General features: G+C 72.6%; 25 protein-coding genes. 15 read left to right on the forward strand and 10 right to left on the reverse strand.

The features are described 5' to 3' along the window. The first annotated feature begins 89 nt into the window (after positions 1–89). Together FYW99_RS28915 and FYW99_RS28920 are read left to right on the forward strand one after the other, a co-directional pair. Positions 90–1,073 carry a ParA family protein gene (locus tag FYW99_RS28915; RefSeq protein WP_190394853.1) on the forward strand — a complete coding sequence of 328 codons (984 nt, stop codon included), beginning with the start codon at positions 90–92 and terminating at the stop codon, positions 1,071–1,073. Further along, entirely contained in the window at positions 1,070–1,765 is a 696-nt protein-coding gene (locus FYW99_RS28920; protein ID WP_150255233.1) for a hypothetical protein, read from the forward strand. The genes FYW99_RS28915 and FYW99_RS28920 overlap by 4 nt, the downstream gene beginning before the upstream one ends. 120 nt (positions 1,766–1,885) lie before the next feature. On the opposite strand, the gene FYW99_RS28925 is transcribed toward FYW99_RS28920, so the two are convergent. After that, complete coding sequence (locus tag FYW99_RS28925; protein ID WP_150255235.1) at positions 1,886–2,077, reverse strand: DUF397 domain-containing protein; 192 nt, start codon at positions 2,075–2,077, stop codon at positions 1,886–1,888. Next, positions 2,052–2,897 carry a helix-turn-helix domain-containing protein gene (locus FYW99_RS28930; RefSeq protein ID WP_190394854.1) on the reverse strand — a complete coding sequence of 282 codons (846 nt, stop codon included), beginning with the start codon at positions 2,895–2,897 and terminating at the stop codon, positions 2,052–2,054. Before FYW99_RS28930 ends, FYW99_RS28925 begins: the two co-directional genes overlap by 26 nt. A 167-nt stretch (positions 2,898–3,064) precedes the next feature. On the opposite strand from FYW99_RS28930, the gene FYW99_RS28935 reads away from it, so the two are divergent. The 7 genes from FYW99_RS28935 to FYW99_RS28965 all read left to right on the forward strand — a co-directional run bounded on the left by FYW99_RS28935 (position 3,065) and on the right by FYW99_RS28965 (position 8,355). Next, entirely contained in the window at positions 3,065–3,535 is a 471-nt protein-coding gene (locus FYW99_RS28935) for an ATP-binding protein (RefSeq protein ID WP_150255239.1), read from the forward strand. Beyond that, the gene (locus FYW99_RS28940; RefSeq protein ID WP_150255241.1) at positions 3,532–3,861 is read left to right on the forward strand and encodes a hypothetical protein; all 330 of its coding nucleotides are present in this window, start codon (positions 3,532–3,534) and stop codon (positions 3,859–3,861) included. The genes FYW99_RS28935 and FYW99_RS28940 overlap by 4 nt, the downstream gene beginning before the upstream one ends. A 184-nt stretch (positions 3,862–4,045) precedes the next feature. Continuing rightward, positions 4,046–4,600, forward strand: coding sequence for a Scr1 family TA system antitoxin-like transcriptional regulator (locus tag FYW99_RS28945; RefSeq protein WP_150255244.1), 555 nt, complete (start codon positions 4,046–4,048; stop codon positions 4,598–4,600). 159 nt (positions 4,601–4,759) lie between these two features. Further along, complete coding sequence (locus FYW99_RS28950; RefSeq protein WP_150255246.1) at positions 4,760–5,296, forward strand: hypothetical protein; 537 nt, start codon at positions 4,760–4,762, stop codon at positions 5,294–5,296. Positions 5,297–5,437: 141 nt separating this feature from the next. Continuing rightward, complete coding sequence (locus FYW99_RS28955) at positions 5,438–6,352, forward strand: LysR family transcriptional regulator (RefSeq protein ID WP_150255248.1); 915 nt, start codon at positions 5,438–5,440, stop codon at positions 6,350–6,352. 206 nt (positions 6,353–6,558) lie between these two features. Continuing rightward, positions 6,559–7,470, forward strand: coding sequence for a hypothetical protein (locus FYW99_RS28960; RefSeq protein ID WP_150255250.1), 912 nt, complete (start codon positions 6,559–6,561; stop codon positions 7,468–7,470). A gap of 96 nt (positions 7,471–7,566) precedes the next feature. Continuing rightward, positions 7,567–8,355: a hypothetical protein gene (locus FYW99_RS28965; protein ID WP_150255252.1), complete on the forward strand. Its 789-nt coding sequence runs from the start codon at positions 7,567–7,569 to the stop codon at positions 8,353–8,355. A 41-nt stretch (positions 8,356–8,396) separates the two neighbouring features. On the opposite strand, the gene FYW99_RS28970 is transcribed toward FYW99_RS28965, so the two are convergent. From FYW99_RS28970 to FYW99_RS28990, 5 genes are all read right to left on the reverse strand, one after another. Beyond that, positions 8,397–9,272: a hypothetical protein gene (locus FYW99_RS28970; RefSeq protein ID WP_150255255.1), complete on the reverse strand. Its 876-nt coding sequence runs from the start codon at positions 9,270–9,272 to the stop codon at positions 8,397–8,399. A gap of 80 nt (positions 9,273–9,352) precedes the next feature. Next, positions 9,353–9,991, reverse strand: coding sequence for a hypothetical protein (locus FYW99_RS28975; protein WP_150255256.1), 639 nt, complete (start codon positions 9,989–9,991; stop codon positions 9,353–9,355). Between the two features lie 262 nt (positions 9,992–10,253). Further along, positions 10,254–11,261 carry a tyrosine-type recombinase/integrase gene (locus FYW99_RS28980; RefSeq protein ID WP_150255258.1) on the reverse strand — a complete coding sequence of 336 codons (1,008 nt, stop codon included), beginning with the start codon at positions 11,259–11,261 and terminating at the stop codon, positions 10,254–10,256. A 74-nt stretch (positions 11,262–11,335) separates the two neighbouring features. Further along, on the reverse strand, positions 11,336–11,704 hold the full coding sequence (locus tag FYW99_RS28985; RefSeq protein WP_150255260.1) for a hypothetical protein: 369 nt from the start codon (positions 11,702–11,704) through the stop codon (positions 11,336–11,338). 45 nt (positions 11,705–11,749) lie between these two features. Next, entirely contained in the window at positions 11,750–12,145 is a 396-nt protein-coding gene (locus FYW99_RS28990; protein ID WP_150255263.1) for a RapZ C-terminal domain-containing protein, read from the reverse strand. 126 nt (positions 12,146–12,271) lie between these two features. Between FYW99_RS28990 and FYW99_RS28995 the strand changes: the two genes are divergently transcribed. After that, complete coding sequence (locus FYW99_RS28995; RefSeq protein ID WP_150255265.1) at positions 12,272–13,255, forward strand: hypothetical protein; 984 nt, start codon at positions 12,272–12,274, stop codon at positions 13,253–13,255. A gap of 85 nt (positions 13,256–13,340) precedes the next feature. After that, the gene (locus FYW99_RS29000; protein ID WP_150255267.1) at positions 13,341–13,706 is read left to right on the forward strand and encodes a hypothetical protein; all 366 of its coding nucleotides are present in this window, start codon (positions 13,341–13,343) and stop codon (positions 13,704–13,706) included. Positions 13,707–13,932: 226 nt separating this feature from the next. Here FYW99_RS29000 and FYW99_RS29005 read toward each other — a convergent pair whose 3' ends face one another. The 3 genes from FYW99_RS29005 to FYW99_RS29015 are packed head-to-tail and all read right to left on the reverse strand — an operon-like array spanning position 13,933 to position 16,329. Beyond that, a complete protein-coding gene (locus FYW99_RS29005) occupies positions 13,933–14,475 on the reverse strand; it encodes a hypothetical protein (RefSeq protein ID WP_150255269.1) in 543 nt (180 codons plus the stop codon). Then, entirely contained in the window at positions 14,465–14,728 is a 264-nt protein-coding gene (locus tag FYW99_RS29010; protein WP_150255272.1) for a hypothetical protein, read from the reverse strand. Before FYW99_RS29010 ends, FYW99_RS29005 begins: the two co-directional genes overlap by 11 nt. Then, positions 14,725–16,329 carry a hypothetical protein gene (locus tag FYW99_RS29015; RefSeq protein ID WP_150255275.1) on the reverse strand — a complete coding sequence of 535 codons (1,605 nt, stop codon included), beginning with the start codon at positions 16,327–16,329 and terminating at the stop codon, positions 14,725–14,727. Before FYW99_RS29015 ends, FYW99_RS29010 begins: the two co-directional genes overlap by 4 nt. A 328-nt stretch (positions 16,330–16,657) precedes the next feature. On the opposite strand from FYW99_RS29015, the gene FYW99_RS29020 reads away from it, so the two are divergent. From FYW99_RS29020 to FYW99_RS32895, 4 genes are all read left to right on the forward strand, one after another. Then, positions 16,658–17,170: a hypothetical protein gene (locus FYW99_RS29020; protein WP_150255277.1), complete on the forward strand. Its 513-nt coding sequence runs from the start codon at positions 16,658–16,660 to the stop codon at positions 17,168–17,170. Positions 17,171–17,239: 69 nt separating this feature from the next. After that, positions 17,240–17,599: a hypothetical protein gene (locus tag FYW99_RS29025; protein ID WP_150255279.1), complete on the forward strand. Its 360-nt coding sequence runs from the start codon at positions 17,240–17,242 to the stop codon at positions 17,597–17,599. A 63-nt stretch (positions 17,600–17,662) separates the two neighbouring features. Next, a complete protein-coding gene (locus FYW99_RS29030) occupies positions 17,663–17,983 on the forward strand; it encodes a hypothetical protein (RefSeq protein WP_150255281.1) in 321 nt (106 codons plus the stop codon). Next, positions 17,980–18,723 carry a hypothetical protein gene (locus FYW99_RS32895; protein WP_150255283.1) on the forward strand — a complete coding sequence of 248 codons (744 nt, stop codon included), beginning with the start codon at positions 17,980–17,982 and terminating at the stop codon, positions 18,721–18,723. The genes FYW99_RS29030 and FYW99_RS32895 overlap by 4 nt, the downstream gene beginning before the upstream one ends. The last annotated feature ends 57 nt before the right edge of the window (positions 18,724–18,780 follow it).

Genomic DNA, 18,780 nt, shown 5'->3' on the forward strand with positions numbered 1-18,780 from the left:
ACGTCACTTGGGATCAGAACGACATCCAGTGGAGTGGGCATCTGTGGTACGACAGCCCTGTACACAACCCCCATAGAACAGGGCGTGCCATGCCTACACAGCTCACATCTGAGCAGGTCGACAGCATCATCAAGGCGCGATCGGTGCTCTCCAGGGCCATCGCGGTGATCAACGGAAAGGGTGGGCAGGGCAAAACGACGTGCACCGCTCAGCTGGGATCTCTGATGGCGGAAGCGCTGCGATCGTCGGATTCGACGGGCCGAGTCCTGGTGGTCGACATGGACCCGCAGGGCAACCTGGGGCTGGATCTGGGCTACCAGGGAACGCCGGGAGACGACGGCGGCATGAGCATCGTCCAGTCCGTCATGGGCCCCAGCAAGCTCGCCCCGATCCGAGACGTCCGCCCCAACTTGGACGCTCTGCCCGGCGGTGACAACCTGGAAATGGTCCCGGGGATTCTGGTGGCGCGAGGCGCGAGCGGGTCCCTGGACGATGCGCGGTTGAGCTTCCTTAAGGCCGTCGCCGACATCGCGCCGGCCTATGACTGGATCCTTTTCGACTGCCCGCCCCTGGAGCCGATGCTCCAGGACCTGGCGCTCATCACCGCCCGGTGGGCGGTCAGCCCCGTCACGTTCGACGAGGGCGCACGCCAAGGGTTGGCCAAGGTCAGTAAGAGGTTCACCAAGGCCGCGGAACTCAATCCTGAACTGGAGCTGTTGGGCGTCATCATGTACGCCTTCGCCAAGACCGGCGGAGACGAGGAAGTCGGCCAGCGCAAGCGCATCCGCGCCAAGCTGGAGGCGGACCTCCGCAAGGTGGGCAGCGAGGCCCCCGTGTTCAAGCAGGTGATCCGGCGAATCGACAGCGCGGCCGAGGCCAGCCGCGAACGCGGCCAGGTCTTCACCGAGCTGGAGTCCGCCACGGACGGCCCCAAGTGGTGGGACGTGCGCGCTGGACGAGTCACGGGCACGGTGCTGCCGACCGAGCGGGCCGCCACCCTCGCCGACGAGTTCCAGGCCCTGGCCGGCGAGATCTTCGGCCGCGTGCTTGAAAAGGAGCGGGAGACCGCATGAGCAGCAACGTCCACAAGGCGCCGGACCCCGACCTGTCGTCCTTCGGCTCCCGCGACCGGGGACAAGGGCTCGCCGCCATGCTCACCCAGAGGCGGGACCAGCCCGCGAGCCCCGCCGCACCGGAGGAACCGGCGACCCCGGAGGTCGCTCCAGAGGCGCCAGAGGCAACGGAGAAGGACGTTCCCGAGGAGGTCGAGCCGGTCGCCCCGGCCCCGGCTCCCAAGCCACAGCCGACGCCGCGGCCGGCGCAGACTCCGAAGGCGGAGCCAACGCAGGAGGAACCCCCGGCATCGGCCACCGCGTCCGAGGCCGATCGGATGGTCCGGCCCACCGTGGTGAACGTCCCCATGAGCGTCATGCGCAGATTTGAGCGTGCTCGGCGAGACGCCCCCTCACACACGGCCATGGTGTTGGACGCGCTCCGCGCCCACCATGTCGACCTTGCCGACCTGGTTCGCGGACTTCGGCCCGCACCGCCACCAGCGGACGACCTGTTCCCGCTCCGAGCCACCCCGGGGGAGCGCGAGCCCGAGGACAAACTCCCGCTCAGGATCCGCCCTCTCAAAGGGGAGTTGGAGATCATCGACCGCCTGTGCGAGCAGACGGCCGAGGCGCTCGGAGAGCCAGAGGTCACCCGGTCCGACCTGATCTCTGCTGCGCTGGACGCCCACCTGCCCAAGGGCAAGAAGTAGAGGAGACTCCGCAGATGGAGTAGTGACTCCACCGGTCCCTGTGGGTAGCCTGAGGACCACATCGGCCCCCTGCCATGTCGCCGTGGCAGGGGGCCGTTCGTCGTCTCTGAGCGGGTGTGACTACGCGGAGGGGGCCGCGCGCAGGAACGCAGCCATCTCCGCCGAGGGAACCGACAGGCACAGGCTGTCGCGGTGCTTGGTGTCCCGTAGATGGGCGTGGCTCCCGGTCCGCGCGACCTCCACACATTCGCCGCCCTGAGAGGAGTACGACGACTTGTGGAACGCCTCATCGGGCGGGATCGGAATGCTCATGGGCGCGTCCTTCTGCTAGTGCTCGGATGAAATCCCGGCTGGCCGCCGGTGACAGCGCGATCCCCCGCAGCGCCGCGAAACGCCGGGTGGCCTGCGCGACGATGGCGTGGTCCACGCTGGTCTGACTGCCGGCCATCGTCTCGACGTATAGCACGGTCTCCGCGGGTGGCCCGTCCAGGTGCAGGAGCGTGCATGCCCCGTGCTGCGCGGGATGCGCACCGGATGCGAACGGTAGCACCTGCACGGTCACCCACTGGCTGTTCATCTGGTCGAGGATGTGCGCGTACTGGTCGGCCATGACCTGCGGTCCGCCGATCTGCCTGCGAAGGGCCCCTTCGTCCACGACGAACTGCGCCGCCAACCGGTTCCGGGCGGACCGTTGGCGGTCCATGCGCGTGTGGAGCCACTCGGACAACACCGCTTCCGGTTGGGGTGGCACGGTGCCCGCCAGGTCCGCCCGCGCGTAGTCCTCGGTCTGGAGCAGGGCGGGCACGACCTGCGCGTGGAACTGGTCGAGCGCGGCCGCCTGTTCCTCCAGCGGGACGTACCCGTTCAGCAAACGGCTGCGCTCAGGAACGCCGCGCCGGGGGAACAGCGCCAGCAGCTCCCCGCCAGCCTCCAGCGCGTCATCCAGCTTCTGCGCCAGCGTGCGCGTGGGCGGCTGGCGAAGGCGTTCGACCTCACCGACGGCTTGGCGGGAGTACCCGGCGAGTTCACCCAGTTCCTCCTGGCTCAGGCCGGCATCCACGCGCCGCGCCTTGAGTTCCTCGGCGAATCGGGACAGAGCTACCTGATCGACCACATTTGATTGTCGTGCCATGCCGCAAGTATGACAGGTGAATGCCATGTCTATGCCGTGGCATGCTGCAATCTTGGCTGAATGAGCGCCTATCAGTGGCTAGCTGGATTGAGAGTGTGCATGGTTGAGCCACGGCACCTCATGGCATTTACCTGTCATTGGGGGCGTTTCCAGACCAAGGAGAGCCGATGTCCCACCGCACCGGACCGGTACCACTGCCCGGACGACCCCGCCGCCTGGTCACATGCTCGGCCCACCACTCCGGCATCGTGATCGGCCACGAGCTCGCCGCCGTCGCCGACGTGCGCCGGTGGGCCGCCGGGGCGTCCCGCAGCACCCCCCGTCACTCCACGGATGTGACGCTGGCCGCCAGCGAGCTGACCACGAACGCCCTGCGCCACAGTCAGTCCGGGGACGAGGGCGGGCGCGTCGTGGTCGAGTTGTTCACCCGCGAGGGCCACTACCTTCTGCGTGTCACCGACGACGGCCCTCGCCACGGCGAGGAACACGTCTACCCGCGGGTGAAGGACACCGACGCCGAGGTCCCCGGCGGTCTGGGGCTGCGCCTGGTCGAGGCGATCAGCCGCGGTTGGTCCTGGCTGATCAACACTGATGGCACCGTGACCGTGCAGGCCGAGATCCCGTGCGGGCCCCGATGAGCCTGCCCGACCTGGTTCTGACCCTGGCGGCCGCGACCGTGCGCCCCGCGACCTGCGACCCCGAGCCCGCGCCCGCGCCGCGCCCGTACCAGGTGGTTCCGGTGCAGGCCCGCCGCCGCCGCGAGGACCCCCACGTCGACCTGATCGAGCGCGACCACCCCCGGTGGTCGGTGCACGCCCAGACCACCACCGGGCACGGCCGCGTCTACGTCGCCGCCCACGCCGGCCAGGTCCTGCGCGCCCCCTCCCCGGAGGAGCTGCGCCACCGCATCCGTGAGGCCGAGACGGCGCCGCCCCCTGATCTGGTCCGCCCCTACCTGCCCTGACTACCCCGGACCCCGTGCCCGCCGACCCGTCCGTCCCGGGCACGGACCCACGCCGCCCCACCTGCCAGGGGCGGCCCCCGCCCGCCGGGCGGGGAACCGCCGCCGGTGTGGCGGCGGTCCAGCGGCCCCCGAGACCCCTCTCGGGGGCCGCTGCGCTTCCCACCCCGACCGAGGAGAACAGCAGATGAGGACCACCACCGACCCCGCCCGCGCCCTGGCCGCGGACATGATGCTCGGCCAGCGCGAGGTGAGCCGCCAGGAGGCCGCCGGCCCCGTGGACGAGTGGGCGCCCACCGGTATCCCCGAGGCCATGCAGACCCAGGAGTACGCGGCTGCCGCCCTGACCGCCGGGGACGTCTTCACCGACGAGGAGGCCGGCCGGGCGGTGGCCGACCGCATGGTGCGCGTCTCCGTCCTGCGCACGGTCCGGGTGCACCAGCGCCGGATCCTGGTCACCCGCGCCGGGATCGACCGCGAGGTCCTGCCCGCGGCCGCGATGTCGCGCCAGTGGGCGCAGGTCGCTGACCTGGCCCGCCTGGACCACGTCGAACTGCGGGTAGTCCCGCCGTGCGTGCCCGTCCACCCCCCGGGGTTCGCGATCCTGCGCGCCGTCGGCCGCGTCCTGGTCCAGGGCCCGATGGGCGGGTACACCCCGCCGGGCCCCCCGGTGCGCGTCCTGGACGCCTACACGATGCTGTTCGCCGACCTGTGGGAGGCGTCCGACCCCTACCCCGGCTGACCCCGCCCGGACCGCCGCGGCCCCGAGGAGCACTCTCCCCGGGGCCGCCGTCGTTTCCGGCGCCGCCCTGGTCTCCGCGCCGCTGGCGAAAGCCCGCCCAGCCCGCCGCGGCGGTCGCTACCGTAGGTGCCCCACCCCGTACACACGAGGAGTTCGCCCGTGCGCTCACCCACCCCCGACCCGGACGCCTTGATCCAGGTGTTCCACGACCACATCACCGGCCGCGTGGAGTGGAACGAGCCGCCCGCCTTGTTCCTTGCCGGCCCCCTGGACGTGGGGTGCATCCTGTGGCAGGTGCCCCTGCCCGAGGAGGCATGGGGGCACCCGGCCGAGGTCATGAACCACCTGGCCGCCTCCTTGGAGGCCGAGCCGCAGGTAGGCCAGCAGCTCCGTGTGGGAGCCCCGCCACTGTGGGCCGTGGCGGTGAGGTACGAGGGGTACGCCACCAAGGTCACCCGCGAGGAGCTGCGCGCGAGGGCGGCCAGTGCCGCGTTCGGCATCGCTCCCCCGCCGGTGACCGGCCAGACCCCCGGCGCGGTGGAGAACCGCACCCTGGCCGCCCTGGACGTCACCGGATCCACCTACGAGCTGGTTCAGACCCGCGGCAGCGACGAGGTCACCGAACGGCGCGACAGCGGCGGCATCGGACGCATCCCCACCGCACTGCGTCGACTGGTGGCCGCCCTCCAGGGCTGACCACCCTGACCCTTTCACCTCCCGTCGCCGTGGTGGGCCCTGCGCTGAACGGGTACCACCAGGACGAGGGGCTTTGCCATCCCTTTACCTTATGTCGTTTCGTCCGCACTTAAAGTGACCAGACGGCGAGGAACTTAGGAGGTGGCGCAGGTGACGATGCAGCTACTGGACCCCCGAAGGCTCACACACTTCGTTGCGGTCTACGAGCATCGGCATTTCGCGAGGGCGGCCGAGTCCCTGTATCTCGATACCGGCGTGCTGTCCCGCAGCATCAGGAAACTGGAGCGTGATCTACAGGTGCAGCTGTTCCACAGAGGCCCCGGCCGCCCCGTCGAACCGACCCCCGCCGCCAACCGACTGGCCATCGAGACCGAACGCATGATGCGTGGTCTGGCCGACCTCCCCAGCGCCGCGCGCGGCGACGAAGCCGGTACGGACCGGATCCGTGTTGGCATCCTCGGCGTCGGGCTCGGCTCCGAAGACGCGGGCGAGATCATGCGGTGCTGGCGCCGGTCGTGGCCGGATGTCCGGCTGGAGTACGTCCCCCTGACAGCGGAGAACCACGACCGTGCCGTGCTGGACGGCAGCGTGGATATCTCCGTGCAGCAGCTCGGTAGCGCCGAGCCGGCCGAGCTGGTCACCCACGTGGCTTACCGCTCTCCCCGGGCCGTGGTGGTCCCGATGGGCAGCGAGTTCGCCGATGCCCCGATTCTCTACGCCGAGGACCTCCAGGACGAGGAGTTCCTTTACACGGACGTCTCGGGACGGCTCGGCGAGGTCTGGGCGGATCTGCCGGTCATGGAGGGCAGCCGGGAGACCACGCTCGGAGAGCCCGCACACGTCTCGCCCGCGGTGTTCACCACCGGGCGCATCGGCGTCAACGCCCTGGCCGCGCGCGATCTCGGCGTCTACCCCGGGACGAAGTTCGTGGAGTTGGGGGAACGGCCGGTGGACATCGGCGTGGCCATGCTCGCAGGCGAGCAGCCGCCGGCCGTCGAGGCGCTGTACCGCGCCGTCGAGCTGTGCACGGTGACCGGCCCGCTCGGCAGCCCTTAGACGATCGTCCGGCGGGATGTCAATAGTTTCCCGTTGCGGATTTGGCCCATGTCGGAAAGCTACAGGTCAGCCACTCTAGACGTAGGTGACCACCCGGGCACTTTGCGCGGGGAGGTGACGGCCGAGCCTGCCCGGCCGTTCCCCTCCTGACCTCCCCGGCCCGGGTGGCGCCCACCGCACCGACCCGTAGAGGTACAGGGGGATGGATGACCGCCGCAGCGACCGCACCGACGACCACGACCGCCCGCGAGCACGGCCACCAGGTCCCAGCCTGGACCCGGGTGAGTGAGAACGTCCTGACTACCACGGGCCCGGCCGGGCCCGGCGCGACCCTGATCGAGCGGTCCGGCCGCCGGGGGACCGCCTGGACCCTGGTGGACCACGGCCGAGACCTGGCCCGCACCGCCGAGCTGCTGTACACCGCGTGGCTGGACGGCCGCGACGTCTCCGGTCTGGTCCTCCTCGCCGGACACGAACACTCGGGCGACACCCTGGCCAGCATCGAGCTGCGCGATTGGGTCCCCGAGCACGTCAGCGTCCTGACCCCGGCCCAGCTCAGCCCCGGCGGCACCAGCCTGCCGCACGTGCCCCAGTCCCGCGCCTACCGCGCCGGGCCCGACCAGGCTCTCATCTGGTCGCCGGCCGATGACGTGATGATCGCCGGGGACCTCATGGCCCCGGACCTTCCTGACCTGTCCCACATCAGCCCGCGCCGCGCTCTGGACGGGCTCCAGTACGCGGTTGCCCATGCCCCGCTGGTGCTCATCGGCTCCCACGCGAACGTGATCAGCGCCCGCGCCCAGGTCGAGGGCGGCGCCCGGGTGGAAACCCGCCACCTGGCCACCGTCGCGGACCTGCGCATGCGCATGGACTACCTGCGCGACATCGCCACCGTCGCCCACGCCGGCGCCGCCCAGGGGCTCACTCCCCGCGCCGCCGCGCACGCCGGATGGGACCGCGGTGTTCTCTCCCGGTGGTCCGCCGCCGACCCCGAGCGCCAGGCCCGGCTGACCCGGCGCCACATGGTCAACATGCACTCCGCGATGGCGTCCGAGTGCGGCCGCCGCGTCGACCTGGCCGCCGCCCACGCCGACGCCCAGGCCCTGACCGCGTCCTGACCACCTGCCCGAGGAAGGGGCCGACGCGGCTTCCCCGCGCGTCGGCCCCCTTCCGTGTGCCCCGCCCCCTGCCGCCGGTCCGGCTACCGTGCAGGCATGAACACGATCCCCTCCCCGCGCCCGTCCTCCGGCTCCGCCCCGGCGGCCGCCGCCCCGATCCGGACCGGCACCGCCACCGACCAGGGCCCCAGGAACTCCCAGTGCGACGCCGTCGCCGTGGCCCGGGTACCCCTGTCCACCACGTGGGCGGCCGCCCTGGTGGACGGCTACGGAACTCACCCCGACGTGCCCGCCGCCGCCCAGGGCGCCGCCCTGGGCGCCGTCCGCTCGGCGCTGTCCGGCGGCTCGGCCCCCGCCGCCCTGGAGGCCGCCGGGCGCACCCTCACCGGTCGCGACACCGACGGCTGGCCCGAACCCGACGCCGTCGGCGCCGCCGCCGTCGGCGACGCCCAGACCGTGGTGGTCGCCTGGACCGGCGACGTGCGCGCCTACGTCCTGGACCCCGACGGTTCGACCCTGCGCCAGCTCACCACCGACCACACCGAGGGCGCCCGGTTGCGCGCCCTGGTCGCCGCCGGGGAGCCCGTCGCCGAGGACCCGAGCGAGTTCGACCACGTCGTCACGTCGACGTTGGGGCGCCTGGTGGTCGACCCCGCGAGCATGGGTACCGCCACCCACACCGGACCGTGGGCGGCCGTGGTACTCACCACGGACGGCGTTCACGACGCCCTGGCCCCCGATGAGCTGCGCCGCATCGTGGCCACGACCGCCGACCCGGCCGCGTGCGCGGCCGCTCTGGTCGCCGCAGCCCGCGCCGCCGACGTCGAGGCCGGCGCCCAGGCGGTGGACGACAACGCGACCGCCGCCGTCATCAGGCAGGGATGATCCGGCGGCCGCACCCCCACCGCGGGGGCGCGGCCGCGCGTTCACGCCGTCGAGGCGGGCGCCGGTGCGTCGGCGGTGGCGGCGATCCGGCGCAGCAGCAGCGCCAGCCGATCCGGCGTCCCCGGATCCACCACGGCGCCCAGGGCCCGCGTGGACACGTCCAGGTCCCCGCGCCAGACCGTCGCCCGCCACCGCGCCGCCCACACCTGTCCCCGGCCCGGCACGTCCTGGCCCGCCCGCCGCAGGTGCTCGCCGATGGCGGCGAGTTCGTCGGCCGCCGTCTCATCCCACACCACCGGTATGCGCCCGGCCAGGAGCGCGGCCGCGGCCGGCGCCCCTTCCGCGAGCGGCACCGCCCCGGGCGGGACGTGGGGGTTGCGGGCGCCGCCCACCCGCAGCACCACCCGGGCCCGGCGCCCGTCGGCGAAGGTGTCCAGCTCCACCGCGCACACCGCAGGCGTGCGCGTGGCCCCGGCCGGTTTCGGCGGACGGATCCGGCGCGGGTAGACCACCACCGGCCCAGGGGTCGCGGCCAGCAGTTCGGCGACCTCCCGGGCGTGGCCCCGGCGCTGGTCGGCCAGGTCGCGCTGGACCTTGCGCAGCCGGGCGACCAGCAGGCAGGGGCGGCACACCCGCAGACCTGTCGACAGTTCCCACAGCTTGCCGTCCGGGCGAGCGCCGCACTCGCCGCACTCGCGCACCGAGCGTTGCGCGGCCTCCAGCTGGGCGGCCGAGGCCGGGGACGGGGCCGCCTCCCGCCAGTCGTACAGGGCGAGCACGTCGGGCTTGCCCCGCCAGTCGTAGGTCTTTACCGTCGCGGCCACCGTGCCGGGGGTCCGGGGGAATTCGAGTTCGGCGAGCTGCGTGCGGGTCATCAGGTAGGCGGGGACCCGGCCCCAGCCGTCATAGGTCGTCATGGGCCGTACCGTAGCCCCACCACGACGCCACGCGCAAACCGGTGCAAGCCTCTGACCAGCTACTCTTAAGTACGCACACTTTAAAGTGGCCCAAGCGGGTCGCCGGTGTGCGCCGTGAACAGCACCCGGTCCAGACCCGCCCGGTACACCGCGGCCGGCGTCACGACCTGGTCGGCGAGCGCGTCGTATTCCGCCCACAGCTCCGGGCTCTGCCACCGGTGCGTCAGGGTCGGGTGCGCCTCCCGCCACTCGCGGATGGCGGCGATCGCCGGGGCGCTGTGCGCCCAGCACGCCGCCCGCACCCGCCGCACGAGCGCCGCGTCCAGGAGCACCACCACAGCCACCGGGTACCCCGACGAGCGGGCACCGGGCCAGCGGGCCGGGGCCGGAGCGTCGGGCCCGGGATCCGGCCAGGGCCGATCCCACCCGCGCGCGACTAGCTCGGCGCGCACCGCAACGTTCACCAACAGGTCGTTGGTGTCGAGCAGTCGGCCCCGTGCGCGCCAGGACGCCACGAGGGCCCGCCTCTGCGCTTTGCGCGCGCGCAGCTCCGCCGCGGGCAGCGCCTCCCCATCGTCATCGACCAGCGCCAGTTCCGGACGGGACGCCAGAGCGTCCGCGCACCGCCGGTCCTGCTGGTGGCGCACCCGGGCCAGCCGCCGAGCGGTGCGGGCGCGCAGCCGCACCCGCAACCGCACCTGCGCAGGAGCTGAATCCATGCCATATCTCCCTCTGATCTGGAGCTTTTAAGTACGCATACTTTAACGTGCCCGGTGCGCCCGCCGGATCCGCGCCACAAATAATCTACGATGTAAAGGAAAGGCGGCGGTTTTGCCATCCCCATGACCGCGTTTTTCGTTTACAGAACAGCCATGTGTGTCCACGTCAGGATGCACGCACGCGCACGAACGCCGGTATCCGTGTGTGATGCGATGCGCCGCGTGGGTGTACTGCTCAGCAGTCGTCTGGTGGGCGTGTGGGTTACTCGGCGCCGAGGATGTGGTTTGCCAGCCGGTAGGTGGGCGACTGGTCGAGGCGCCGGCCCCGCTTGATGTAGCCCTCCGTGGTGCGCGGGTCCTGGTGGTCCGCGCCCTGCTGGAGGTCGCGCAGCGAGATCCCGGCTTCCTCTCCCACGGTCAGGTACGTGGCGCGTAGGACGTGCGCGTGGACCCCGTCCGGATCGGCCAGGCCGGCGCGGCGCGCGCACCGGACCAGGACCCGGTTCACCTGGTGGCGGTCCAGTCGCCCGCCGTCGCCCGCGAGGAGTAGCGGCTCCCCGGGCAGGAACTCGCCCAACTCCCGGCGCGCGTCCAGGTGGGAGTTCAGGTACACCAGGGTCACCGATGCGAGCGGCGCCTCTTTGCGGCGGCCGCCCTTGACCCGGTAGGAGATCGTGCGGTGCGCGCCCTGGACCCCGAGGTCGTCCACGTTCAGTGCGGTCAGGGTCGAGACCCGGAAGCCGTTCAGGCCGAGCACGGTCACCACCGCGGCGTCGCGCGCCCCCCACACCGGGGGTTCCTCCGCGGCCGCCGCCAGCAGCTGCGCGTACTCCCCGGCGGTGAGCGCCCGCGTACTCGTTCCGGCATCCTGTCGCGGGCGGCGCACCAGGGAGAACGGGTTGGTCACGTCCACGTCTTCGGCCAGGCCGAGTTCATCCACGTAGACGGCGGCGAAGGCGTAGAAGGCGCTGACGGCGGCCAGGCGCCGAGCGAGCGTGGCCGGCGCGTCCTGGGAGGCTTCCCTCACGCGCGCCCAGGCGTCGGCGTGCGTGCGCCGGGCCGCCAGGACGTCCACGCCCAGGCCGTCGAGGAACCCCCGCCACGTGTCGAAGTCTCCGGCGTACGCCTGCCGGGTGTGCGGGGAGGGCTGCGCGAGCAGCCACGCGGCCCGGATCTGGTCGACCAGGCCGGGGCTCTGTTCCGGCCGAGGGCCGGGGGTGATGTGTTCGGCGAGGGGTACCAGGGCGCCGGAGGCATCGGACGAGGTCATGGGTCGAGCCTACGCGGCCGCCGACCGACCGGACCGGCGCCGGTTGAAGATTTCCAACCGGAAGTGAGGCGCGGTCAGGTCGAGCGGAAGTGCTCCAGGGCCTGGTGGTGATCCTGCGCGATCTCCCGATCCGTACGCAGGTCGGCGGCCGCCGAAGCGTCGTCCTCCGCCGCCAGGGCGCGGCCCAGGTCCACCACCCGCCCGGCCCAGTACCGGCCCGCGGCCGCCACCACCTCCCCCGGAACGCCCGCCGGGCCCACCGAGTCCAGCGCCGCCGCCGCGTCGTCCAGGAGTTGCCCGCGTTCGGCCGGGCCGGTCTCCCCCGCCGGGGCGAGCGCGGCCGCCAGCTCGGTTCCCTGCCGGGCGTGGTCGAGGTAGGAGTGCAGCGCGGCCGCCGCCTGGTCGTCCACCAGGGGCGGGACGGTGGTGCGAGGTGCAGTCATGAGGCCACGGTAGAGCGCCGTCGCCCGCCGCGCAGCGGGTTCGGCTCAGGTGGCCAGGACCGGCCGGTGCAGATCCCGGTGGACGACGTCGACCGCCCACCCGGCCACCCGTGCGGCGTCCGCGAGGTGTTCGGCCATGGCCACGCTGCGGTGCCGACCGCCCGTACACCCCCAGCCGATCACCACCGGACCGGCGCCGGTCCAGCGCCGCAGCACGTCCAGGGCCGCCACCGTGGCCGCAGCCACTTCCAGCGCCCCGGGCGTGGTCACCACGTGCGCCGCGATCACCGGATCCAGTCCGGTCCGCTGGCGCTGGTGGGTATCGAGCGCACGGGCCGGATCACTCAGGAGGGCCCGCAGATCCCACACCAACCACATCCCGGACGGGGGCGCGGCGTGGGCGTAGCCGAAGGAGAGCATCCGAAGAGGAGTTGAAGGCATGTCACCAGCGTGACGGCCCACAGCTCACCGGGCCAGGTGTTGCCCGCGCCCCTCGCAGAGGGAAACGGGAAACCCGGGAAACTCCGGACCTGGCGGATTGTCACCGGTACGGCACACACTGGTCCCATGAGCGTCCCCGCGATCAGCCCCCGGCACTTGCCCGAGATCCGCCACCGGCTCGCCGACTGGTACGCCTCCCCCGCCGCGGTGAACACCATCGCAGCGGCGGCCGAGATGGACGCCCACCAGGCCCGCCGCGTCACCGACCGCTGGCGCCAGGCCCTGGATCAGGCTGGCATGGTCTACGTCGACCCGGACATGTGCGACACCGCCCAGGAGATGGCCGCCCAGCTCAGCACGCTCGCCGTCGACGCCGAGGACGACCTCCCCCAGCCTCACGGCATCCTCATCTGGGGACGCCGCCCCCGCGTTCCCGTCGACCCCGACGACGGGATGAGCTACGCCCCCGACGGCGTCATGTGGCGCACTCGCGGCCGGAGCATCGAGGTCAACCTCCTGTTGAACCCGACCACCACCGAACCGCCCCGGCTCGGCCGATCCCTGCGCGCGGGCGTCGAGCGCCACACCGAGCCCCACCTCATCCCCGACGTGATCCCGCTGTGGGAGTGCCGTCTCCCGGCCGACGGCCGCGAGCGCCCATGGTCAGCGCTGATCAACGGCGACGGGGTCGAGGAAGCGGAGAACGACACCATCGCCGTGATGCGCATGCTGCTGGCGACTTGGCTGGTCATCCGCCAGCCCGCGAGCCGCCGCAGCCTGCACGACGTGGAGCGCGTCAGCGCCCCGCGCGCCTCAGCCCGGAGAATCGAGCGCGCCGGCGGGGACCCGACCCGCACCGTGGACTACGTGACCCTGCGCCGCTACGAGCCGCCCACCGGCGCCGCCACCGGGGCCCAGCCCGCCCCCAGCGACGGCACGGGGCGCACCTACAGCGTGCGGTGGTGGATCGGACCACACCGCATCACCCGGCACTGGCCGTCGACCGGGGAATCCCGGAGGGTGTGGCGCGGCCCCTACCTGGCCACGCCCGCGGGATGCGAGACCGCCCCCATCCAGGGCGAGGAGCGCGTGTACGTCCTGCGCCGGTGAGCGCCGAAACGCCCTTCCAACCCCGTCGCCGGGGGCCCGCTGCGATGATGGGCGACGTTCCCACCCCGAGCCCGAGGAGGCCCCCGTGTCCGACCTCTCCGACGACCTGCGCGACCTGGTCCCCGACCCTGACGCCGTCCCCGTAGCCATCGAGCTGCACGAGGGCCGCCCCGCCGACCCCCACGTGATGTTCCACAACCTGTTCGACGAGTGGGCCGAGCACTACCGGGCTGCTCTCCGGGGACTGAGCCCGGAGAGGCTGGCCGCCCATGAGGAAGCGTGGGACGAGATCCTCAGGACGAACATGGTCTACTGGGAACAGGCCAAAAAGAACGGGTGGGACGTCAACCTGCCCGGGTGGGAGACGGCGGGGGCGATGAACGACATCGCCGTGAACATGGCATCCCTGGTCAGTGAGATCGCCGACGAGGCCGCCGAGCAGGACGAGTAGCAGACACAACACCGTGGGCCGCCCTGGTGCACCAGGACGGCCCACGGGCGAAGTGGACGCGCTCCGCGTCCTTTGCTCAGAAGAGGCCGCCGCTCCGACGGCGGATGTTGCGTGCGAAAATAGGTGTACCACACCATTCAGGCATCGGCCCGTCGGGTTTCCGCGCTCCGACTTCTACCAGCGTAACAGCGTGGACCGCCCTTGACTGGGGTCGCGGAAAACCCGCTCACCTGGTCCCGATGGCCACCGCCCCGGCCGGGAGCCCGCCCGCGCGCACCGAACGCGGGAGCATCTCCACCAGCAGCGCCTGAGCCCCCAGGGCGCGCGGCGCATCGTGCAGGTACGCGGCCGTGAGCGGAACGCCGTAGTACGCGGTCCCGACTGCGGGCCAGGTCGGATCCAGCGCCACCCCGTCCTCCAGGCGCCCAACCCAGGCGTGCGGGATCGCCCAGCCCGTCCCCGAGGCCGGGCAGGCGTAGCCCTCCACGTACACCAGCCCGGAGACCGAGTCGACCACGTGGAGGGCGTTCTCGTAGCAGAATCCCGGGACGCCCCGGTACGGCTCCAGGTCGGCGGGCAGTGGCGCCGGTGTCCACGCCTGCCCCTGGTCCAGGACCAGGGCCTGTGCGGAGCCGTACCGCTCCCCCGCCGCCGGGGGGGGCGATCCTCCGCGGTTCCGGTGATCGAGGCGAGCAGGGCCCGGCCGGCGTCGTCCAGTTCCCCGGTCGGGGCGTGCCCGGGGTTCGGCGTGGTCGTCATCAGCCTTCATTCTCTTCGGTTTCGACCAGCAGACCGCTGCGGTGCCACCGGCGGCCGTGTTCGTCTTCGTGTAGGTCGTCGTGGTCGGTGGCGCGGCGGCACTGAGCGAAGATCGGAAACCCTTGCCTGGTCATCCACGGTGTGCTGATGATGTGATCGCAGGGGGCGGCGCCGTCTCGCTCGGTTTCCAGTTGGTGGAGGCGGATCCGGGCCAGGCTGTCGTTGACGCTCTTGAGAGCCTGGTAGATCGGATCGGCGCTCATCGGATGGTGCTCCCGTCGGTGAGGGCGTACACCAGGTCCTCCCAGGCACTGGTGAGCCGGTGCGGCTGGTCCGCTTCCAGGTCGAGGCGTTCGGCCTGGACGAGCTGGTCGAGCACGGCCGGAAGGTCGGAGACGTTCGCGGTGTCCACCGCGACGATCACCGCGGCCAGGTCGTCGGCGACGGCCGAGGCGGGGGCGCCAGGGGCGTAGGAGGCCAGAACCGGAAGGCGCGCGGCGTCGACCAGTTCGGCCAGCGGACGGGCCGCGCCGGAGGGCAGCCCAGCGCCTTCCGCCAGCGCCGCGGTGTCGGCGCGTTCATCCAGGTGAGGGGCGTGCTCGGCCACGGCCAGGGCCAGCAACGCCCAGTCCTCCAGACCGGTCAGGTGCAGGTGGGGCAGTGCCCCGAGCAGGAACCGCACCCGGGCCGGGTCGCCGTCGGAGAGCACCGGGGCCAGGGCGTGCAGCACGCCGCGCAGCTCCCCGTCCACCTGTTGGTCCTTGACCCGTTCCACCGTGGCCGTGAACGCCGTCAGCGGTGCGGTGAGGGCGGCGGCCGCCGCCCGGTCGAGCCCGGCCCGCACCAGCACCGGCGCGTACCCGGAGACCGCGCTCCGGCCCTGGCCGGTCACGCGGTCCGTGGCCAGCGGCAGGGCCGCGCGCCCCCGGTCGGTGACCCGGCCGCCGGTGTCCACGAGCCCGGCCTCCCGCAGTCGGCGCAGGATTTTCGGGGTCGCCCGGTGCGGCTTCACCACGCCGTTGTCGTGGTCCACGGCCACGTTGAGCACGCCCACGCCGCCATCCATGGCCACCAGGGCGTCAGCGTCCCGCTCGGCCGCAGCAGGGGGCAGCGGCGCCGAGGCGTCCGGGCCGGTGGCGGCCGGCACCGCCCAGGCGGGCCGGGGCACAGGGTGGACCGGATGCAGGTGTCGGAGCAGGTCCTCCGCGCCCACGGCCTCCCGCATGAGGTCGACCAGGGACGCCTGGACCGGGCCGGGGTCCAGGGCGTGGGCGTTGAGCACCCCGCGCACGTGCCCGGCTTCCTGGCTGTAGTGGTGGTTCAGCCGCTGGTGAGGCTCGCTCAGTGCGTCGTCGGACAGCCAGGAGGCGACGCCCACCGCGTCCACGCGCTCCCAGTGCGCGGTGAGCAGGACCGCGCCCAGCCGCTCGGCAGCCAGGTGGGCGAGGAACGGCGAGAGCGGCCGTTCGGTGAGCACCGGGGCGAGCAGGTCGGCGGCGTGCGCGGTGTACGCCTCCAGGGTCGGCGCCAGCGGCGGCGCGTAGTCGGGGAAGCGCTCCCGGCGCCGGGTGTGGCGCCGGGCCAGGGCATCGGGGCGCCCGCCGTGCGCGTCGGCGATCTCGGGCCAGGTGAGCCCGGCGGCGCGAGCGTGGGAGGTGACCACCAGGGCGGCGCGCTCCAGCGCCGGTTCGGCGGCGCCCAGGGCGGCGAGCCCGGCGCGCAGCTCGGCGCGGGAGGGCGCCGGGGCGCCGGGGGCGTCCAGGGCGTGGGCGAGGGCGGCGAGGCGGACGAGCGGCCCGACCGCCGCGTCATCGGACAGGACGTCGAGGTTCGAGGCGTCCGACAGTGTGTCGTGTTCTTCCATGGCAGGACCGTATAGCAGGAGACGCCGAGCCGTGGCGGTTTCGCATGAACGACACCGAGGTGACATTAAGCGCGTTGGAGTCGTGAGACGACGAAGCACCAGGGAGGCAGCAGGAAGGACAACAGGGCACAGTGTCCGCCAAGGCGACGAAACCCTGTTCCTCGCATAGCTACGACAAAATGTCGTTCCGTCCATAACTGGCCTTATGTGCTACTACTCAGTACGAGGAAGTTGAAGAAAGTTCCTCGAAATGGGTACTCGCACGGTAGTTTCTCGGTATGATGAACACATCAGAGTTACTCAGAACGAGGAACTACAGGAGGGCGTCATGGGCCAGTACCGCCGCGTAGGAGCCGGGCAGGACCCGTACCTGTCCGTGGACGACATCCGCGAGGAGCTGGCGGCCGAGGCCGTGGACTACCCGGCCGCCATGGAGGTGCTCGGCGCCGCCCTGGCCGCCATGGGCCGGGCGGGCACCCCCGTGGGCGTCACCGCCGCCCTGGCCCGGAACGAGGGCGCCGTGGAGGCCGGAGGCCGCTGGAGCGACGGCTACGACCACGTCCTGACCGTCGCCACCATCGGGGAGGAGTACCACCACTACCCCCGCACCCCCGACAGCGACCAGGCCCCCGACCCCGCGCGCCCCCTGACCCTGGCCGAGGTCGCCGACGACATCGACCCCAGGGACGACGAGTTCGCGGCCCTGCTCCAGGTCCTGCGCGCCCTGGACGCCGCCGGTCACGCCCTGGCGGTGGAGGCCATCGCCCCCGTCTACTGGAAGGCCGAGGCCATCGTCCGCACCCAGGCCGGGGCCCGCCTGACCATCGCCGTCGGCAACTAGACCACCTGCCCCGGGGCCGCCGTTCCGCCACGCGGCGGCCCCACCACCCGACACGAACAGGAGCACACCGTGGACCAGATGTCCCAGGAGAACACCGTAGAGACCACCAGCGGCGCCCCGTACACCACCGCCGAGGACGTGGCCGAGCTGTTGGCCGCCATGTTCACCGAGTACCCCATGGACGACGGCCCCAAGACGACCATCGCCCTGACCGGCCCCGACGGCAAGACCTACGAGGTCAAGGCCGACCCTGAACAGCTCGGATGGTTCGGCGACCTGGTCGTCAAGGGCCACGCGGACGCCGACCGCTCCCACTACGACCACCCCGACCACCGGGTGTGCGCCCACTGCGAGAAGGGCCCCGAGGACGAAGCCCGCGAGGAGGACGAGGACAACCCGTTCGCGTGCCCCCGCGACCTGCTGGAGTAGCCCGACCCCGGGCCGCCCCGCCCGTCCTGCGGGGCGGTCCCGCCACCCAGAGAAGGACCCGCCGTGAGCTTCAACCCCTTCCCCACCGGGCCCCTGGCGCCCGCCGGGGCGCAGCACTGCCTGTGGCACGACATCGGGTGCGGCACCCCGTGCGGAGCCCCGGCCCGCTGGCACGTGGCGTGGCAGCCCGCCCCGCTGCACACCTCCCCGCTGTGCGAGACCCACATGCAGGCCGCAGAGCGCACGTACGCCTTCTTCGACCGGCACCCCTTCGAGCGCTACCAGTGCGGACGGCCCGGCACCGCCTACTTCTTCACCACCGGCCCCTATGACCCCGGGTGCGGCACCCTGCCGGACCCCGACCACGACGAGGACCACCGATGAGATCGCACCTGAGTACCGCCGACGCCGAGAGCATCCTCATCGAGCGTTACCCCGACCTACGCGACCGGGCCGGGGAGACATCCGAGATGCTGGCCGCCGCCGCCCTGGTGTTCCTCGCCGCGGACCTGCGCGCCGCCGAACTCGGCAGCCGGCCGGTGCGCCCGGTCACCCGCTTGCAGATGGACGCCGCCATGGCCCTGGCCGGTGCCGCCGTCGACGGCGCCGAGTACGCCGAACTGGTCGTGGCCGCCCACCTGCGCGCGGCTGACGCCACGTGGCAGGAAATCGCCGACCTGCGCGGATACTCCCGCCAAGGCGCGGCCGCGACCCGGTTCGAGCGCCTACGGGAGCGGCACGGCGTGGCCGAGGAGTCGTTGCCCACCGCCCCCACCCTGCCCGCGCACACCGCCCGCGCCGCCCGCTACATCGAGACCGCCACCGCCGACCGAACGATCTCGCCGTTCCTGGCGCGCACCGCCGCCGACGTGCTCGGCGCGCTGCTGCTGGCCGCCCGCTACGGCCAGGCCACCGGCGCCGACCTGCGCGCGTGGGTCGAGGACCCCATGTTCGCGGGAGCCGGTGACGGGCTCGCCGCCGCCCCCCGGGATGCCGCCGAAGCTGCCCACCAGGTCCTGGCCGACACCGCCGCCCTGCCCGAGGGCACCCGCGCCGACATCACGGCCGTGGTGTCGGCCGGCATCGACCAGTGGGACCCGCCCGCCGCTCAGGACCAGTCCTAGACCTCACCGGCCCCCAGGGGCGCCCGCCCCACAACTCGCACAGGAAGAAGAGGAGAA

The sequence above is a fragment of the Nocardiopsis deserti genome, from assembly GCF_008638355.1.
Lineage (GTDB): Bacteria > Actinomycetota > Actinomycetes > Streptosporangiales > Streptosporangiaceae > Nocardiopsis > Nocardiopsis alborubida.

Bases quoted from the DNA above. Each gene is read 5' to 3' on its own strand.
- FYW99_RS29010 (WP_150255272.1), bottom strand. From the start codon at position 14,728: ATGAGCGCCGATCCGATCTACCAGGCTCTCAAGAGCGTCAACGACAGC.
- FYW99_RS28980 (WP_150255258.1), bottom strand. From the start codon at position 11,261: ATGACCTCGTCCGATGCCTCCGGCGCCCTGGTACCCCTCGCCGAACAC.
- FYW99_RS28995 (WP_150255265.1), top strand. From the start codon at position 12,272: ATGAGCGTCCCCGCGATCAGCCCCCGGCACTTGCCCGAGATCCGCCAC.
- FYW99_RS32895 (WP_150255283.1), top strand. From the start codon at position 17,980: ATGAGATCGCACCTGAGTACCGCCGACGCCGAGAGCATCCTCATCGAG.
- FYW99_RS28935 (WP_150255239.1), top strand. From the start codon at position 3,065: ATGTCCCACCGCACCGGACCGGTACCACTGCCCGGACGACCCCGCCGC.
- FYW99_RS28940 (WP_150255241.1), top strand. From the start codon at position 3,532: ATGAGCCTGCCCGACCTGGTTCTGACCCTGGCGGCCGCGACCGTGCGC.
- FYW99_RS28915 (WP_190394853.1), top strand. From the start codon at position 90: ATGCCTACACAGCTCACATCTGAGCAGGTCGACAGCATCATCAAGGCG.
- FYW99_RS28960 (WP_150255250.1), top strand. From the start codon at position 6,559: ATGACCGCCGCAGCGACCGCACCGACGACCACGACCGCCCGCGAGCAC.
- FYW99_RS28975 (WP_150255256.1), bottom strand. From the start codon at position 9,991: ATGGATTCAGCTCCTGCGCAGGTGCGGTTGCGGGTGCGGCTGCGCGCC.
- FYW99_RS29005 (WP_150255269.1), bottom strand. From the start codon at position 14,475: ATGAAGGCTGATGACGACCACGCCGAACCCCGGGCACGCCCCGACCGG.
- FYW99_RS28920 (WP_150255233.1), top strand. From the start codon at position 1,070: ATGAGCAGCAACGTCCACAAGGCGCCGGACCCCGACCTGTCGTCCTTC.
- FYW99_RS29015 (WP_150255275.1), bottom strand. From the start codon at position 16,329: ATGGAAGAACACGACACACTGTCGGACGCCTCGAACCTCGACGTCCTG.
- FYW99_RS28925 (WP_150255235.1), bottom strand. From the start codon at position 2,077: ATGAGCATTCCGATCCCGCCCGATGAGGCGTTCCACAAGTCGTCGTAC.
- FYW99_RS29020 (WP_150255277.1), top strand. From the start codon at position 16,658: ATGGGCCAGTACCGCCGCGTAGGAGCCGGGCAGGACCCGTACCTGTCC.
- FYW99_RS28965 (WP_150255252.1), top strand. From the start codon at position 7,567: ATGAACACGATCCCCTCCCCGCGCCCGTCCTCCGGCTCCGCCCCGGCG.
- FYW99_RS28970 (WP_150255255.1), bottom strand. From the start codon at position 9,272: ATGACGACCTATGACGGCTGGGGCCGGGTCCCCGCCTACCTGATGACC.
- FYW99_RS28945 (WP_150255244.1), top strand. From the start codon at position 4,046: ATGAGGACCACCACCGACCCCGCCCGCGCCCTGGCCGCGGACATGATG.
- FYW99_RS28930 (WP_190394854.1), bottom strand. From the start codon at position 2,897: ATGGCACGACAATCAAATGTGGTCGATCAGGTAGCTCTGTCCCGATTC.
- FYW99_RS28985 (WP_150255260.1), bottom strand. From the start codon at position 11,704: ATGACTGCACCTCGCACCACCGTCCCGCCCCTGGTGGACGACCAGGCG.
- FYW99_RS28990 (WP_150255263.1), bottom strand. From the start codon at position 12,145: ATGCCTTCAACTCCTCTTCGGATGCTCTCCTTCGGCTACGCCCACGCC.